20 protein-coding genes are annotated in these 15,864 nt (G+C 66.9%); 17 read left to right on the top strand and 3 right to left on the bottom strand.

What is annotated here, in order from left to right:
- Nucleotides 1-49: 49 nt before the first annotated feature.
- The 10 genes from SNE35_RS00895 to tatC all read left to right on the top strand — a co-directional run bounded on the left by SNE35_RS00895 (nucleotide 50) and on the right by tatC (nucleotide 5,548).
- Nucleotides 50-718, top strand: coding sequence for a response regulator transcription factor (locus SNE35_RS00895; RefSeq protein WP_320420861.1), 669 nt, complete (start codon nucleotides 50-52; stop codon nucleotides 716-718).
- 81 nt (nucleotides 719-799) lie between these two features.
- On the top strand, nucleotides 800-1,450 hold the full coding sequence (gene slmA / locus SNE35_RS00890) for a nucleoid occlusion factor SlmA (RefSeq protein ID WP_320420860.1): 651 nt from the start codon (nucleotides 800-802) through the stop codon (nucleotides 1,448-1,450).
- A 33-nt stretch (nucleotides 1,451-1,483) separates the two neighbouring features.
- Nucleotides 1,484-2,416, top strand: coding sequence for an ATP-binding protein (locus SNE35_RS00885; protein ID WP_320420858.1), 933 nt, complete (start codon nucleotides 1,484-1,486; stop codon nucleotides 2,414-2,416).
- Nucleotides 2,409-2,858, top strand: coding sequence for an NUDIX domain-containing protein (locus SNE35_RS00880; RefSeq protein WP_320420856.1), 450 nt, complete (start codon nucleotides 2,409-2,411; stop codon nucleotides 2,856-2,858). The genes SNE35_RS00885 and SNE35_RS00880 overlap by 8 nt, the downstream gene beginning before the upstream one ends.
- Nucleotides 2,859-2,874: 16 nt before the next feature.
- On the top strand, nucleotides 2,875-3,264 hold the full coding sequence (gene hisI, locus SNE35_RS00875) for a phosphoribosyl-AMP cyclohydrolase (RefSeq protein WP_320420854.1): 390 nt from the start codon (nucleotides 2,875-2,877) through the stop codon (nucleotides 3,262-3,264).
- Nucleotides 3,261-3,584, top strand: a complete 324-nt coding sequence (locus tag SNE35_RS00870) for a phosphoribosyl-ATP diphosphatase (protein ID WP_320420853.1) — start codon at nucleotides 3,261-3,263, stop codon at nucleotides 3,582-3,584. Before hisI ends, SNE35_RS00870 begins: the two co-directional genes overlap by 4 nt.
- Before the next feature lies 1 nt (nucleotide 3,585).
- Nucleotides 3,586-3,945, top strand: coding sequence for a histidine triad nucleotide-binding protein (locus SNE35_RS00865; RefSeq protein ID WP_320420852.1), 360 nt, complete (start codon nucleotides 3,586-3,588; stop codon nucleotides 3,943-3,945).
- Between the two features lie 92 nt (nucleotides 3,946-4,037).
- A complete protein-coding gene (gene tatA, locus SNE35_RS00860; RefSeq protein ID WP_320420851.1) occupies nucleotides 4,038-4,250 on the top strand; it encodes a Sec-independent protein translocase subunit TatA in 213 nt (70 codons plus the stop codon).
- A gap of 14 nt (nucleotides 4,251-4,264) precedes the next feature.
- Nucleotides 4,265-4,744 carry a Sec-independent protein translocase protein TatB gene (gene tatB / locus SNE35_RS00855; RefSeq protein WP_320420850.1) on the top strand — a complete coding sequence of 160 codons (480 nt, stop codon included), beginning with the start codon at nucleotides 4,265-4,267 and terminating at the stop codon, nucleotides 4,742-4,744.
- Between the two features lie 12 nt (nucleotides 4,745-4,756).
- Complete coding sequence (tatC, locus tag SNE35_RS00850; protein WP_320420849.1) at nucleotides 4,757-5,548, top strand: twin-arginine translocase subunit TatC; 792 nt, start codon at nucleotides 4,757-4,759, stop codon at nucleotides 5,546-5,548.
- On the opposite strand, the gene SNE35_RS00845 is transcribed toward tatC, so the two are convergent.
- Nucleotides 5,545-6,708, bottom strand: a complete 1,164-nt coding sequence (locus SNE35_RS00845; RefSeq protein WP_320420848.1) for a S1C family serine protease — start codon at nucleotides 6,706-6,708, stop codon at nucleotides 5,545-5,547. The two genes, tatC and SNE35_RS00845, sit on opposite strands and share 4 nt — an antisense overlap.
- 19 nt (nucleotides 6,709-6,727) lie before the next feature.
- Between SNE35_RS00845 and SNE35_RS00840 the strand changes: the two genes are divergently transcribed.
- Both SNE35_RS00840 and pdxA read left to right on the top strand, forming a co-directional pair.
- Nucleotides 6,728-7,477 carry a Nif3-like dinuclear metal center hexameric protein gene (locus SNE35_RS00840; RefSeq protein WP_320420847.1) on the top strand — a complete coding sequence of 250 codons (750 nt, stop codon included), beginning with the start codon at nucleotides 6,728-6,730 and terminating at the stop codon, nucleotides 7,475-7,477.
- A complete protein-coding gene (gene pdxA, locus SNE35_RS00835; RefSeq protein WP_320420846.1) occupies nucleotides 7,474-8,475 on the top strand; it encodes a 4-hydroxythreonine-4-phosphate dehydrogenase PdxA in 1,002 nt (333 codons plus the stop codon). Before SNE35_RS00840 ends, pdxA begins: the two co-directional genes overlap by 4 nt.
- A 1-nt stretch (nucleotide 8,476) precedes the next feature.
- Here pdxA and SNE35_RS00830 read toward each other — a convergent pair whose 3' ends face one another.
- Both SNE35_RS00830 and mscL read right to left on the bottom strand, forming a co-directional pair.
- On the bottom strand, nucleotides 8,477-10,843 hold the full coding sequence (locus SNE35_RS00830; protein WP_320420845.1) for a DUF1631 family protein: 2,367 nt from the start codon (nucleotides 10,841-10,843) through the stop codon (nucleotides 8,477-8,479).
- 176 nt (nucleotides 10,844-11,019) lie between these two features.
- Entirely contained in the window at nucleotides 11,020-11,457 is a 438-nt protein-coding gene (mscL, locus tag SNE35_RS00825) for a large conductance mechanosensitive channel protein MscL (RefSeq protein ID WP_320420843.1), read from the bottom strand.
- Nucleotides 11,458-11,626: 169 nt separating this feature from the next.
- On the opposite strand from mscL, the gene petA reads away from it, so the two are divergent.
- From petA to SNE35_RS00800, 5 genes are all read left to right on the top strand, one after another.
- On the top strand, nucleotides 11,627-12,223 hold the full coding sequence (petA, locus tag SNE35_RS00820) for a ubiquinol-cytochrome c reductase iron-sulfur subunit (protein WP_320420841.1): 597 nt from the start codon (nucleotides 11,627-11,629) through the stop codon (nucleotides 12,221-12,223).
- Between the two features lie 48 nt (nucleotides 12,224-12,271).
- A complete protein-coding gene (locus tag SNE35_RS00815; RefSeq protein WP_320420840.1) occupies nucleotides 12,272-13,684 on the top strand; it encodes a cytochrome b in 1,413 nt (470 codons plus the stop codon).
- A gap of 25 nt (nucleotides 13,685-13,709) precedes the next feature.
- The gene (locus SNE35_RS00810) at nucleotides 13,710-14,489 is read left to right on the top strand and encodes a cytochrome c1 (RefSeq protein ID WP_320420838.1); all 780 of its coding nucleotides are present in this window, start codon (nucleotides 13,710-13,712) and stop codon (nucleotides 14,487-14,489) included.
- Between the two features lie 150 nt (nucleotides 14,490-14,639).
- A complete protein-coding gene (locus tag SNE35_RS00805) occupies nucleotides 14,640-15,257 on the top strand; it encodes a glutathione S-transferase N-terminal domain-containing protein (protein WP_320420836.1) in 618 nt (205 codons plus the stop codon).
- Between the two features lie 13 nt (nucleotides 15,258-15,270).
- Entirely contained in the window at nucleotides 15,271-15,819 is a 549-nt protein-coding gene (locus SNE35_RS00800; protein ID WP_320420834.1) for a ClpXP protease specificity-enhancing factor, read from the top strand.
- The last annotated feature ends 45 nt before the right edge of the window (nucleotides 15,820-15,864 follow it).

Raw genomic sequence — 15,864 nt, 5'->3', positions numbered from 1 at the left:
GACCCCTCGCGGGCGCCGACGGCGCGGGTGATCCCGGACCGCCGCACCCATGTCCAGCTTCTCCGTCTTGATCGTCGAGGACCAGGCCCGTTTCCGGGACGCGTTCCATCATGCGCTGTCCCGCGTGGCCGATATCGAACTGCTGGGCATCGCGCCCGACCTGCCGCAGGGCCGGATGATGTTCGACCAGATGCAGCCCGAGGTGATGCTGGTGGACCTGGACCTGCCCGGCGGCAGCGGCGTCGAACTGATCCGCCACGCGGCGAGCACCCGGCCGCAATGCGACGTGATGGTGATCTCGGTGTTCGGCGACGAGTCGCATGTGCTCAGCAGCATCCAGGCCGGCGCCACCGGCTACCTGCTGAAGGACACGCTGGCGCTCGATCTCCCGGCCCAGTTGCGGGCGCTGCGCGCGGGCGGCAGCCCCATCAGCCCGCTCATCGCGCGGCGCCTGCTGGCCCGGCTGGCCAAGGTGCCTACCCATGCGCAGCAGCCGCCCTTCATCGTCGACGACGAGGTGGTCGCGCTATCCGAGCAGGAATCCCGCGTGCTGCACCTGGCGGCCAAGGGCTTCACCTTCGACGAGATCGCCCGCTTCATGGAAGTCTCGCCGCACACGGTGATGACCTACGTCAAGCGCGTCTACCGCAAACTGCATGTGCGCTCGAAGGTCGAGGCGATCTACGAGGCGCGCCGCCTCGGCTGGCTGAGGGACTGAGGCGCCGGAGGGTGTTGGGGAGTGTCATCGGGCCTGTGCCAGAATCGGCGAGCCTTATCCCTCCGACGCCCCCTCACGCCGATGCCTGCACAAGAACTGCCTGAATCGCCCGTCGCCGTCGAAGCCGAGGGGGGTAGCGCCACACCGCCGCGCAAACGGCCGCGCCCCGGCGAGCGCCGCGTGCAGATCCTGCAGACGCTGGCCGGCATGCTGGAGCTGCCCGGCTCGGAGCGCGTGACCACGGCCGCGCTGGCGGCCAAGCTGGATGTCAGCGAGGCGGCGCTGTACCGGCACTTCGCCAGCAAGGCGCAGATGTTCGAGGGCCTGATCGAGTTCATCGAGAGCAGCGTGTTCACGCTGATCAACCAGATCGTCGAACGCGACGGCGATGGTGCCGCGCAGGCGCAGAAGATCGTCTCCGTGCTGCTGCAGTTCGGCGAGCGCAATCCCGGCATGACGCGGGTGATGGTCGGCGATGCGCTGGTCTACGAGAACGAGCGCCTGGTGGCGCGGATGAACCAGTTCTTCGATCGCATCGAATCCTCGCTGCGTCAGGTGCTGCGCGCCGCGGCCGAAGCCGGCGGCTCGACGACGCCGACCGTGGACGCCAATTCCAAGGCCTCGGTGCTCGTCAGCTTCATCATCGGACGGCTGCAGCGCTATGCGCGTTCGGGCTTCAAGCGCCTGCCCAGCGAACAGTTGGATGCCGCCTTGCGAATGCTCGCCGCCTGAGCCCTCACGCACGGCCGATAAACTGGGCGGACTATGCCGCCCGCCCTCGAACACCTGATCGCCCGCGCCGAAGCGCTGCTGGGCCGCCTCGAATCCGTCATTCCCCAGGCGATGCCTGAACCGGACTGGGGCGCCTCGGTCGCGTTCCGCTATCGCAAGCGCCTGGGGCGGCATGTGCTGGACCCGGTCCGCCACGTCGCCGGCATCCGGCTGCAGGACCTGAAGGAGGTCGAGCCGCAGAAGGAGAAGCTGCTGCGCAACACCGAGCAGTTCGTCAGCGGCCGGCCCGCGAACAATGTGCTGCTCACCGGCGCCCGCGGCACTGGCAAGAGCTCGCTGATCAAGGCCTGCCTGAACGAATTCGCCGGCCGTGGCCTGCGCCTGATCGAGGTCGACAAGGGCGACCTCGTCGATCTGCCGGACTTGGTCGACCTGGTCTCGCAGCGGCCCGAGCGCTTCGTGATCTTCTGCGACGACCTGAGCTTCGACGAGGGCGAGCTGGGCTACAAGGCGCTGAAGTCGATGCTGGACGGCTCCGTCTCGGTGGCCGGCGACAACGTGCTGATCTACGCGACCAGCAACCGCCGCCACCTGCTGCCCGAGCAGATGAAGGACAACCTCGGCTACAAGCACACCGAGGACGGCGAGGTTCATCCCGGCGAGGCCGTGGAGGAGAAGATCTCGCTGTCCGAGCGCTTCGGCCTGTGGATCAGCTTCTACCCGTTCAGCCAGGAGGAATACCTGGCGATCACCGCGCAGTGGCTGCGCTTCTTCGGCGTGGCCGAGGCGCACATTGCGGCTGCCCGCCAGCCGGCGCTGGTCTGGGCGCTGGAGCGCGGCTCGCGCTCGGGCCGTGTGGCCTACCAGTTCGCGCGCGATATGGCCGGCCGCGGCACCGTGGCCGAGACGCCCGCGCCGATCGCCGACCGAGACGGCTTGCCGCCGGAGGGGCTGGACCATGTCTGAGGCTGTCGAACGCGTGCCGGTCGACGTGGCCGTCGGCGTGCTGGTGGAGCGCGATGCGGCCGGGCGGGAAGGGCGCTTCCTGCTGACCTCGCGGCCGGAGGGCAAGGTCTACGCGGGCTATTGGGAATTCCCGGGCGGCAAGCTGGAAGCCGGCGAGACGGTCGAGCAGGCGCTCAAGCGCGAGCTGCATGAGGAACTGGGCATCACGATCGGCGCGGCGCACCCGTGGAAGATCGAGATGATGGACTATCCGCACGCCCGCGTGCGCCTGCACTTCTGCAAGGTGTTCGAGTGGAGCGGCGAGTTCGAGATGCGCGAGCAGCAGACGATGGCCTGGGAAAACCTGCCGGTGCAGCAGCAGCCGGTGCTGCCGGGCACGATCCCGGTGCTGCAGTGGTTCGCTGCGGAAAGAGCCCACACCGGGCCCACGCACATCGGCTGAGTACACTGAAATCACTATGAACTGGCTCGACGAGATCAAGTGGGATGCCGACGGCCTCGTGCCCGTCATCGCCCAGGAACGCGACAGCGGCGACGTGATGATGTTCGCCTGGATGAACCGCGAGGCGCTGGCCCGCACGGCCGAGTTGGGCGAGGCGGTCTACTGGAGCCGCTCCCGCAAGAAGCTGTGGCACAAGGGCGAGGAGTCCGGCCACACGCAGACGGTGCACGAGCTGCGCCTGGACTGCGACAACGACGTCGTGCTGATGAAGATCACCCAGCACGGCCATGAACCGGGAATCTCGTGCCACACCGGCCGCCACAGCTGCTTCTACCAGCGCTTGGAAGACGGCGGCTGGAAGGCGGTGGAGCCGGTGCTGAAGGATCCGGAGAGCATCTACAAATGAGCGACGACACCCTGCTGAAGCTCGCGGCGGTCATCGAATCCCGCAAGGGTGGCGACCCGGCGCAGAGCTATGTGGCCAAGCTGTTCGACAAGGGCACCGACACGATCCTGAAGAAGGTGGGCGAGGAAGCCACCGAGCTGGTGATGGCGGCCAAGGATGGCGAGCGCCAGAAGATCGTCTACGAAACGGCGGATCTGTGGTTCCACAGCCTCGTGGCCCTGGCCCATTTCGGTCTCGGCCCGCAGGACGTGCTGGACGAACTGGCCCGCCGCGAGGGCCTGTCCGGCCTGCAGGAATTTGCCCAGCGCAAGGAAAAATGACATGAGCCACGAACCCGGCCACGACCCCAACTGCCTGTTCTGCAAGATCGTCGCAGGCCAGATTCCGTCCAAGAAGGTCTACGAGGACGAGCAGGTGCTGGTCTTCCACGACATCCATCCCTGGGCGCCGGTGCACGTTCTCATCATTCCGAAACAACATATCGCGACGATGGCGGAGGTCACCCGCGAGCACGCGCCGCTGCTGGGCCACATGAACGCGCTGGTGCCCGAGCTGATGAAGCAGCTCGGCGTCACCAATGGTTTCAGGACGGTCATGAACACCGGCCCGGACGGCGGCCAGGAGGTCTACCACCTGCACCTGCATGCGATGGGCGGCCCGCGGCCGTGGCTCAAGGGTTGAAGAGCCGGGGTCGGACCCGCATATGACGGGGCCCGACCTGGAATGGACATATGCGCCCTCTAGAATGGGCGATTCGTTTCGAGGAGAAGACTATGGGTTCCTTCAGCATCTGGCACTGGCTCATCGTGCTCTTGGTGGTGGTGATGATTTTCGGTACCAAAAAGCTCAAGAACGTGGGTTCTGACCTGGGCGCCGCGGTGAAGGGCTTCAAGGACGGCATGAAGGACGGCACCACTGGCGACGCGCCGAAGCAGGTCGCGGCCGATCCGAACACCGTCGACGTCGACGCGAAGACCAAGTCCTGAGCTGAGCGTCCGCGATGCTGGATCTAGGCCTGGACAAGATGGCGCTGATCGGCGCCGTCGCGCTGATCGTGATCGGCCCGGAGCGGCTGCCGCGTGTGGCACGCACGGTCGGTACCTTGCTGGGCAAGGCGCAGCGTTACGTGGCCGACGTCAAGGCGGAGGTCAACCGCTCGATCGAGCTCGAAGAGCTCAACAAGATGAAGACCACGATGGAGACCGCCGCGCGGGACATGACGAGTTCCGTGCAGCAGGAGATCCACAGCGCCAGCCAGGCCTTCGAGCAGACCTGGGCCGACGCGACCGACGGCATGAACGGCTCCGAGAACGACCATGCTTCCGCCTGGGCACCCAGCTACAAGCATCCGAAGAAGAACTGGCGCCTGAAGCGCGGTGCCACGCCGCAGTGGTACAAGCAGCACAACGGCGTGCGACGCAACGTGCAATCGGGCGCAGCGCGCGTCGCGCGCTTCCGGCCGCCGGGCCAGCGAGCCTGATCGAACTCCCCCATGAGCGATGACAAGAAGCCCGACGACGAACTCGCCGGCACCGAGCAGCCTTTCGTCTCCCACCTGATCGAGCTGCGCGACCGTCTGCTGCGCGCGGCATTGGCGGTCATGATCTGCTTCGGCGTGCTGGCCTTCTTCCCCGGCCCGGGCGCGCTGTACGACCTGCTGGCCGCGCCGCTGGTGGCGCACCTGCCGGCCGGCTCCAAGCTGATCGCCACCAACGTGATCTCGCCCTTCATGGTGCCGCTGAAGATCACCCTGCTGGCGGGCTTCTTCGTGGCCCTGCCTTATGTGCTCTACCAGGTCTGGGCCTTCGTGGCGCCGGGCCTTTATTCGCACGAGAAGCGGCTGGTGATGCCGCTGGTGATTTCCAGCACGGTGCTGTTCTTCGCCGGCGTGGCCTTCTGCTACTTCTTCGTGTTCGGCAAGGTCTTCACCTTCATCCAGAGCTTCGCGCCCAAGAGCATCACCGCCGCGCCGGACATCGAGGCCTACCTCAGCTTCGTGATGTCGATGTTCATCGCCTTCGGCGCCGCCTTCGAGGTGCCGGTGATCGTCGTCGTGATCGTGCGCATGGGCCTGATCACGGTGGAGAAGCTGCGCGAGTTCCGCGGCTATTTCATCGTGGTGGCCTTCATCGTCGCTGCCGTGCTGACACCGCCTGACGTGGTTTCGCAGCTCTCGCTGGCGATCCCGATGTGCCTGCTGTACGAGCTGGGCCTGTGGGCGGCGGGCTACTTCGTCAAGTATTCGAAGGCGCCGGACGAAACCGGGGAATCGACCTCGGCTTAATCCGGTTCGGGTTCCGTGGGGTGCGGCCGCAGCCCGACGGTGAGGTGCAACTGCAACTGCTCCGCCCCGCGCTGGATCGATACCACTGCATCGCTCTGCGGATTCAGGGCAGCTACAGCGCTCAGCAGGTCCGCCGGGGTCATCACCGCTCGAGAGCCGATCTTGGTCAGCACGTCGCCCGGTTTCACGCCCGCCTTGGCGGCCGGCGCGCCGGCCAGCACACCGCTGACCAGCACGCCCTCGCTGACCGGCAGCTTGAAGGCCTCGGCGAACTCCGGCGTCAGCTCGCGGGTCTGCACGCCGATCCATCCGCGTTCCACCTGGCCATCGCGCAGCAGCGCCTCCATCACCTGGCGCGCCGTCGTGATCGGGATCGCGAAGCCGACCCCGTTTGAGCCACCGGTGCGCGACAGGATCGCCGTGTTGATGCCGATCAGATTGCCCTCGGTATCGACCAGCGCGCCGCCCGAATTGCCCGGGTTGATCGCCGCGTCGGTCTGGATGAAGTTCTCGAAGGTGTTGATGCCCAGCTGCGAGCGGCCCAGCGCGCTGACGATGCCGGAGGTGACCGTCTGGCCCACGTTGAACGGATTGCCGATGGCCAGCACCGCATCGCCGACCTGCAGCGCATCCGCATTGCCCAGGCGGATCACCGGCAGACGGTCCAGCTTGATCTTGAGCACGGCGACGTCGGTCTCCGGGTCCGAGCCGATCAGCGTGGCGCGGATCTGGCGGCCGTCGGTCAGCCGCACCTCGATGTCGTCGGCGTCCTCGATCACGTGGTTGTTGGTCAGCAGGTAGCCGTCGGGCGAGACGATCACGCCGGAGCCCAGACCCTGGTTCAGCTTGCGCGAGTCGCGCGGCAGGATGCCACGGTGCAGGCGCCGCAAGGTCTCCTCATCGGCCTGGGAGCGCGCGAGCTTGCTGGTGGTGATGGAGACCACCGCGGGTGCCGCGCGGCGGGCGGCGAGGGCGTAGCCGGGGTGGGCGACACCGCTGGCGGCCTGCTCGGGCGGCGGCGCGCTGGTCAGCACGGTCTGCACCATCTGCGGGTGGGAAGGGCGCTCGCCCAGCCAGCCGGGCTTCAGTGTCTGCAGCACGAAGACCACCGCCAGCGCCACCGTGGTCGCCTGGGCAAAAATCAGCCATAGTCTGCGCACTCAGGAACTCCGATCCCACATGACGACGACGCCTCAACTGGTCCGCCACCTGGACACACTGCTGGAAGCCCATCGCTTCAAGGATTATGGGCCGAACGGCTTGCAGGTCGAGGGACGCGGCGAGATTCGGCACATCGTCTGCGGGGTCACCGCGAGCCTGGCCTTGATCGATGCGGCCATCGTCGCCGGAGCTGATGCGATCCTGGTCCACCACGGCCTGTTCTGGCGCGGGCAGGACGGCCGCGTCACCGGCTGGATGAAGCAGCGCCTGGCCAAGCTGCTGCTGCACGAGATCAACCTGATCGCCTACCACCTGCCGCTGGATGCGCACCCGGAGCTGGGCAATAACGCCCAGCTCGGACGGCGCTTCGGTTGGCGGGCCGATGGTCGCTTCGGTGACCAGGACCTGGGCTTCACCGGCCCGCTGGCGGAGCCGCAGACGCTCGCCTCGCTAACGTCACAAATGAGCGGTGTGCTGGGCCGCGATGTCGTGGCCGTGCCGGGCGACGGCCGGCCGCTGCGCCGCGTGGCCTGGTGCACCGGCGGCGCGCAGGGCTTCTTCGAGGCGGCGATCGCCACCGGTGCGGACGTTTACGTGACCGGCGAGATCTCCGAGCCGCAGGCGCACTACGCGGCCGAGACCGGCGTGGCCTTCATCGCCGCGGGCCACCATGCGACCGAGCGCTACGGCGTGCAGGCGGTGGCCGCTCAGGCGGCCGAGGCGCTGGGCCTGACGCAGCAGTTCATCGACATCCCGAACCCCGCATGAGCAACACGCAACGCCTGCTCCTCACGATGGGCGATGCCTGCGGCATCGGCCCCGAGATCATTGCCGCGGCCTGGCGGGCCGAGCAGCGCGGCGATCTCTGCGTGGTCGGCGACGCCGCGGTGCTGCGCCGCGCGATCGGCTGGCTCGGCCTGAGCCTGCCGGTGGCACGCATCGACTCGCCGGCCGAACTCGATGCGGTGCCGCCGAACTGCCTGCCCGTGTGGGAGCCGGACAGCTTGCCGGCGGGCCTGACCGCGCTGCCGCTGGGGCGCGTCGACGCCGCTGCCGGCGCCGCGGCGGCACGCTGCATCGAGGCGGCCGTGCAGGCGGTGCAGGCCGGCGAGGCCGCCGGCATCGTCACTGCGCCGATCCACAAGGAGGCCTTGTACGAGGCTGGCATCGGCTTTCCCGGCCACACCGAGATGCTGCAGGCGCTGGCCGCGCGCCACGGCGTGATGCCGCCGGTGCGGATGATGCTGGCGAACGAGGAACTGAAGACGGTGCTGGTGACGATCCACTGCTCGCTGCGTCAGGCGATCGAGCAGATCAACCAGGACAGCGTGCTGCAGACGCTGCGCATCGCCGACGCGGCGATGAAGCGCTTCGGCACGGCCAAGCCGTGCATCGCGGTGGCGGGCCTGAACCCGCATGCGGGCGAGGGCGGCCTGTTCGGCAGCGAGGAGATCGATCACATCGTGCCGGCCGTGGCGGCGGCGCGAGCCGAGGGCATCGACGCCCGCGGCCCCTTTGCCCCGGACACCGTGTTCATGCGGGCTCGCCAGGGCGAGTTCGACCTGGTCGTCTCGATGATCCACGACCACGGCCTGATCGCGGTGAAGTACCTCGGTGTGGAGGAGGGCGTCAACGTGACCTTGGGCCTGCCCTTCGTGCGGACCAGCCCCGACCACGGCACCGCGTTCGATATCGCCGGCACCGGCGTGGCCGACCCGTCCAGCATGCGCGCCGCGATCCGGATGGCGCGGCGGCTCGCCGGCTGAATCAGGCCTTCGCGGTGAGTGCCGCGAGCTGCTTGCGCGCGCGGGCGGTTGCCCGTTCGAGCAGGTAGGCGTTCTCGAAGGCGCGCAGGCGGCCGCTGGCGCAGAGGCGCTTGAGCATGCGGGCCGTCATCGTGACGGTTTCCTGCTGCTTGTGGCCCTGGGTGAAGATGAAGAAGCTGCGGCCCGCGCTGATGTGGGCCAGGCGCACCTTGTTCCAGGCCTCGCCGGTGTTCATCTGGTAGGCGAAGCCGAGCTGCAGATGGTCGATCAGCAGTTCACCCTCGGCCGGTTCGGGCGCTTCGGTGGCGGCGGGCAGGCCATCGATGCTGATGTCCACCGCCTGCAGCGGCGGGTGGGACTCGGCACCGAGATCGATGTCGATCTGGCCGTTCCAGTCCACGCCCGCCTCGTCGACGAGGCCCAGGCTGCGTGCTTCGGCAGGGCTCAGGCGTGCGCCCAGGTCGAGCTCCTGGGGCACGGTGATCGGCGCGTCGGAGGGCTTGAGATCCTGCTCGGCCGGCGGCGCGCAGCCGAACACCTGGTCGAGCTGCTTGACCAGCAGATTGGTCTCCAGCGCGCTCGGCGCCGCGCCCTTCAGTGATTCGGCGTGGGCCGGCAGCAGCAGGCCGAAGAAGCTCTTGCGCGCGGACTCGGGCCAGGCGATCAGGTCCAGCCCGTCGTTGAGCGTGCGCATCAGCTGCGGCAGTTCGCCCAGGAAGGCCTTGCGCGCGTTGGTGCCGCCCTTGGGCTGCACGCTCATCACCAGCTCGCGGCCGAGCTGGCGGATGTGCAACGCGCGATCGGCCGACCATTCGCGCGAGGCGAGCACGATGGCCTGGCTCCAGATCTGGGCCAGGAACTCGCGCAGAAAATCGTCCATCGGCACGGCGGCCAACGAGGTCTGCAGCTGCTGGGCATAGCGCTGCTGCAGGCGCAGGTCGGTTTCCTTGCGGGCCAGCAGCTCGGCGATGTCGCCATTAGCGCCGCTGGCGCTCTTCAGCGCCTGCGCGGTCTGGGTCGCGATGAAGCGCTCCAGCTCGTCGAGCTTGGCCTCGTAGACGTCCATCCGGTCGAAGTCGCCGTTGGCCACGTCCTGCACCAGCTCCCGCACATGGCTGAGGAAGTCCTTGCCGGGGTTCTCGGAGAAGTCGTCGAACGCGCAGGCCAGCGAGGCCATGCGGTTGACGAAGCGGCGCACCGGATGGCGGCGCGAGGAGAAGAAGCTCGGATCGCCCAGCGCGACGCGCAGCACCGGCAACTGCAGGCGCGCGATCAGGCGCGCCATCTGCGGCGGCACCTTGTTATCGGAGAGGATCTGGTCGAACAGGCTGCCGACGACGTCGATCACCATGTGGTCCAGGCGGCCGGTGGAAGCCTGGCGCAATTCGTCGCGGTGCAGTTGGATCAGGTTCGGCGGCAGCGGGGCGGATTGCCAGTCTCCCGGCTCGCTCCAGCCACGGCCCGGATCGGCGTAGGCGGGCGCGCCCGTGCTGCCCAGTTCGCCCGGCTGCGTGTAGCCGCCGGCCGGCAACTGGGAGAGGCGGCGCAGCAGGTCCATCATCTGCGCGTCCACCTGGCCGAGACCGCCGCGGGCACTGCCACCGCCGGAGCCATAGCCACTGTGGCCGCTGCCGTAGCCGGAACTGCCGTGACCGCTACTTGGCGCCTGAGGGCGGCCGCCATGACCGCTGTCGGGCTCACCGCGCAGGCTGTGGCCAGACATCGAATGGCCGCCGGAACCGCGCACGCGCAGATCCTGCGGGCGCAGGCCGCGGCTGCGGAACAGCTCGGCGATGTCGGCGTAGCAGCCGCGCATCTCTTGCGCGAGCGCGCGGGTCAGCTCGTCGGTCAGCGTCTCGCGGGCCTGGCTGTCTTCGGTGACGGCCTGCACGCCTTCCAGCAGTGCCTGGCCAATCAACTCGGGCCGCAGCGGGTTGCGCCCGCCGGCCGACAGGCCGCCGACGTAGGACTCGACTTCACGCAGCTCCCACTCGCTGTGATGGCCGATGGCCAGGCCGATGCGATCGGCGGCGACCAGCGCGTCAACCGCGTCGTCGTCCATCAGCGAGAGCTCGGTCCAGTCCTTCTTCTTTGCCGCCGGCGCGTGCTCGCGGGGCTGTTGCTGCGTCTGCTCGCCGGCCACCTGCGCGCGCAGGCTCTGATAGAAGCGGATCGAGAAATTGGCCTGCTGCTTGCGGAACAGGAACTGGGCGGACAGCAGCGCGTCGCGGCGCTTGATCTGCCCGGCGGAAAGCGCCGACAGGCCGAGACCCTCCGCGCAGCGCTCCGCGGCCTGCTCGGCGGCGGTGCGCACGCGCTGCAGGGCGGCTTCAAGATGCGGATTGAGTCGGTAGTCGGGCGAATTCATCTCTAGGAACGGTCACTTGAGGGGGATTGACAACCGTTCGAAGCGAAGTATCGCGCCAAAGCCCGCCAGACAAGGGCGGGTGGCGGAAGCGCCGGGCCTCCGCGTGCCAACTAGCTAACGCGCAGGCCGGTCGAAACCTTTGCTTACGGCCGTGAAGGCCGTGTGTCGTGCATTGCTCAACGTTTCAGCGAGTCGCGGATCTCGCGCAGCAGCACGATGTCCTCGGGCGGCGCGGCAGGTGCCTCGGGCGCCGGCGCGGGCGTGCTGCGCTTGAGCCGGTTGATCTGCTTGATCATCATGAAGATCACGAAGGCCAGGATGATGAAGTTCAGCAGGATCGTCAGGAAGTTGCCGTAGGCGAACAGCGGCACGCCGGCCTTGGTCAGGGCTTCGTAGGTCTCGGGGCCCTTGAAGTCCGCCGGTGTCGCGGAGAGCTTGACGAAGTAGTTGCTGAAGTCCAAGCCGCCGACGACCTTGCCGACCAGCGGCATGATCAGGTCCTTGACGGCCGAGTCGACGATCTTGCCGAAGGCGCCGCCGATGATGACCCCGACCGCGAGGTCCATGACGTTGCCCTTGACCGCGAACTCTTTGAACTCCGATGCAAATCCCATGTGGCGGCTCCTCTTGTTGTTGCACAGTGACTCGATCACAAAACGATAACACCTTGCACCTGGGGCTGACCCTGGGTTCGTGCTCGCAGGAGAGCCGCAGCCTTGCCGCTAGAATGATTTGTTGCCCCCCGATCGAAGCTCGCGATTCTGATATTTGTCAAGGACCCTCATGAGTGACCACCAAGTGGACCAAGGCAAGCGCACCTGGCTGATCGCCACCAGTTGTGCAGGCGCCGTAGGCGGCGTCGCCACTGCCGTACCGTTCGTCAGCACGTTTGCGCCGTCCGAGCGCGCCAAGGCAGCCGGTGCGCCGGTGGAGGCTGATATCTCCGCGCTGAAGCCGGGCGAGAAGATGACGGTCGAGTGGCGCGGCAAGCCGGTGTGGATCCTGCGCCGCACGCCCGAGCAGATCGCCGAACTGCCCAAGCTCGACGGGCAACTGGCCGATCCGCAATCGGCCCGCACCGCCTACCCGATCCCGGCGTACGCCAAGAACGAAGGCCGCTCGATCAAGCCCGAGTACCTGATCGTCATCGGCATCTGCACCCACCTGGGCTGCTCGCCCAGCGACAAGTTCGTCGCCGGCCCGCAGGCCTCGCTGCCGAACGACTGGCCGGGCGGCTTCCTCTGCCCCTGCCACGGTTCCACCTTCGACCTGGCCGGCCGCGTCTACAAGAACAAGCCCGCGCCGGACAACCTCGAGGTGCCGCCGCACATGTACCTGTCCGAGACCAAGATCCTGATTGGCGAAGACAAGAAGGCTTAAGTGAGCCGCTGCTGCAGGCAACCGGCATAAGAAGGACAGAGGCAAAACATGGCTGCTGAATTCAAAGAAGCTCCCGCTGGCGCGCCGATGGGCACCCGGCTGATGACCTGGGTGGACAACCGCTTCCCGGCGTCGAAGTTGTACAAGGAGCACATGTCGGAGTACTACGCTCCGAAGAACTTCAACTGGTGGTACGTCTTCGGCTCGCTGGCGCTGCTGGTGCTGGTGATCCAGATCGTCACCGGCATCTTCCTGGTGATGCACTACAAGCCCGACTCGAACCTCGCGTTCGCCTCGGTCGAGTACATCATGCGCGACGTGCCCTGGGGCTGGCTGATCCGCTACATGCACAGCACCGGCGCCTCGGCCTTCTTCGTCGTCGTCTACCTGCACATGTTCCGTGGCCTGCTGTACGGCTCGTACCGCAAGCCACGCGAACTGGTCTGGATCTTCGGTTGCGCGATCTTCCTGTGCCTGATGGCCGAGGCCTTCATGGGCTATCTGCTGCCCTGGGGCCAGATGTCGTACTGGGGCGCGCAGGTGATCGTGAACCTGTTCAGCGCCGTGCCCTTCGTCGGCCCGGACCTGGCGCTGCTGATCCGCGGCGACTACGTCGTCGGCGATGCCACCTTGAACCGCTTCTTCAGCTTCCACGTGATCGCCGTGCCGCTGGTGCTGCTGGGCCTGGTGGTCGCGCACATCATCGCGCTGCATGAAGTGGGTTCGAACAATCCGGACGGCATCGAGATCAAGGGCCCGAACGCACCGAAAGACGCTGCCGGTCACCCGCTGGACGCCGTGCCCTTCCACCCGTACTACTCGGTGCACGACATCTACGGCGTCTGCCTGTTCCTGATGGTGTTCACCTCCATCGTGTTCTTCGCGCCGGAGATGGGTGGCTACTTCCTCGAAGCCAACAACTTCATCCCGGCCGACCCGCTGAAGACGCCGCTGCACATCGCGCCGGTCTGGTACTTCACGCCGTTCTACTCGATGCTGCGCGCGACGACCGACGTGATGGTCAACGTGTTCGTGGCGGTGCTGGCGCTGGCCGTGGTCGGCACCTGGCTGAAGTCGCGTCTGCCTGGCGGCGCCAAGATCGCGATCACGGTGCTGGCGCTGATCGTCGCGTTCGCGCTGAAGACCTTCGACGCCAAGTTCTGGGGCGTCGTCGTGATGGGCGGTGCGGTCGTGATCCTGTTCTTCCTGCCCTGGCTGGACAAGAGCCCGGTCAAGTCGATCCGCTACCGCCCGAGCTGGCACAGCTATCTGTACACGATCTTCGTCATCTACTTCCTGGTGCTGGGCTATCTGGGCATCCAGCCGCCCACCGAGGCGGGCACGCTCGTCGCGCAGGTCGGCACCTTGTTCTACTTCGGCTTCTTCCTGCTGATGCCCTGGTGGAGCCAGAAGGGCAAGGCGAAGACGCCGCCCGATCGCGTCACCTTCCACGCTCACTAAGCCTGAAAGCATCGGAGTCACAAGAATGAAGAAGCTCATCGCTACGCTGCTGATCGGCCTGGGCCTGGCAGCCGGTGTGACGGGTGGCGCGCAAGCGTCCGAAGGCGGCATCCACTGGGACCGCTTCCCCGTGGAGAAGATGGAAGACGTGGCAGCGCTGCAGAACGGTGCCAAGCTGTTCGTCAACTACTGCCTGAACTGCCACCAGGCCGCGTTCATGCGCTACAACCGCCTGCGCGACCTGGGCCTGTCTGAAACTCAGATCAAGGACAACCTGCTGTTCGCCAGCGACAAGGTCGGCGACCTGATGAAGACCTCGCTGGACCCCAAGCAGGCCAAGGAATGGTTCGGCGCCGTGCCGCCGGACCTGAGCGTGATCGCACGCTCGCGCGCCGGCGAAGGCGGCTCGGGTGCGGACTACCTCTACACCTACATGCGGACCTTCTACCGCGACGAGACCAAGGCCACCGGCTGGAACAACCTGGCCTTCCCGAGCGTCGCCATGCCGCACGTGCTGTGGGAGCTGCAGGGCGTGCGCACCGCCAAGTTCGTCGAGATCGAGGATCCGCACGAAGAGGGCGTCAAGGTCCACGTGTTCAAGGGTTTCGACCAGGTCACCCCCGGCAAGCTGACCCCGGCGCAGTACGACAACGCGGTGGCCGATCTGGTCGCCTACCTGCAGTGGATGGGCGAGCCGGCCCAGGGCCAGCGCTTCCGCCTCGGCGTGATCGTGCTGCTGTTCCTGAGCGTGCTGACGCTGTTCGCCTGGCGCCTGAACGCGGCGTACTGGAAAGACGTCAAGTAAACTCGCCATCTGACGCGCCCTTGAGTGGGCGCAGAAAACGCAGTGGGGCGCTCGCCGAGCCCGCCACTGCGTTTGCTTTTTGTGAGGCGTTTAGTTCACACTCACGCCTCGCCGTTTTTTGACCCTGCTTTTCTTCGGGAGCCCGCCGCCATGATGGTGCTTTACTCTGGAACCACCTGCCCCTATTCGCACCGTTGCCGCTTCGTGCTGTTCGAAAAAGGCATGGACTTCGAGATCCGCGACGTCGATCTGTTCGCCAAGCCCGAAGACATCGCGCTGATGAACCCGTACAACGAGGTGCCCATCCTCGTCGAACGCGACCTGATCCTGTATGAGTCGCACATCATCAACGAGTACATCGACGAGCGCTTCCCGCATCCGCAGCTGATGCCGGGCGACCCGGTCGCCCGCGCCCGCGTCCGCCTGTTCCTGCTGAACTTCGAGAAGGAACTGTTCGCCCACGTGAACATCCTCGAAGGCCGCAGCATGACGGTCAAGGCGACCGACAAGCAGCTCGAGAAGGCCCGCGCCCAGATCCGCGACCGCCTGACCCAGCTGGCGCCGATCTTCCTGAAGAACAAGTACATGCTCGGCGACGATTTCTCGATGCTGGACGTGGCCATCGCCCCGCTGCTGTGGCGCCTGGACTACTACGGCATCGACATGTCGAAGAACGCGCTGCCGCTGCTGAAGTACGCCGAGCGGATCTTCTCGCGCCCGGCCTACATCGAGGCGCTGACGCCGTCCGAAAAGGTGATGCGCAAGTAAGGTGGCCTCCGGCATGGATCAAAGCTCTGGAAGCGGCAGCAACGGGTCGAGCTCGACCCGGCCCTACCTGATCCGCGCGCTGCACGACTGGTGTACGGACAACGGCTTCACGCCCTACATCGCGGTCCACGTCGACCGCTCGGTGCAGGTGCCGATGGAGTACGTCAGCAACAACGAGATCGTGCTGAACGTCGGCTTCGACGCCACCAGCGGCCTGGACCTCGGCAACGAAGTGATCCGCTTCAAGGCCCGCTTCGGCGGCGTCGCGCGCGACATCATGGTGCCGATCGATCACGTCGTGGCGATCTACGCCCGCGAGAATGGGCAGGGCATGGCCTTCCCGGCGCCGGAGGCGGCCTCCGCGGCCACCACCGACGAAGCCGCTGCAGCCGCACCTGCTGCCGAGGCACGGCCGGCGACGCCCCTGCGCGGTCTGCGCCTGGCGCCGACGGCACCGGAGTCCGAAGAAGAGGAAGCCCCGCCGGCCTCCGACTCGCCCGATGACGACGGCGATGGCCCGCACCCCGGCGGCAGCCGCCCCTCGCTGAAGCGAATCAAGTAGAAGTGCATTCACGGGGCGGCTTCCATTTGCCCCTACAATGCGCCT

Origin of the sequence: Roseateles agri (assembly GCF_034043675.1) — a bacterium.
Lineage (GTDB): Bacteria > Pseudomonadota > Gammaproteobacteria > Burkholderiales > Burkholderiaceae_C > KK5.
The sequence above is the reverse complement of the archived record's forward strand: the minus strand, read 5'-3'. Positions and strand labels throughout refer to the sequence as shown.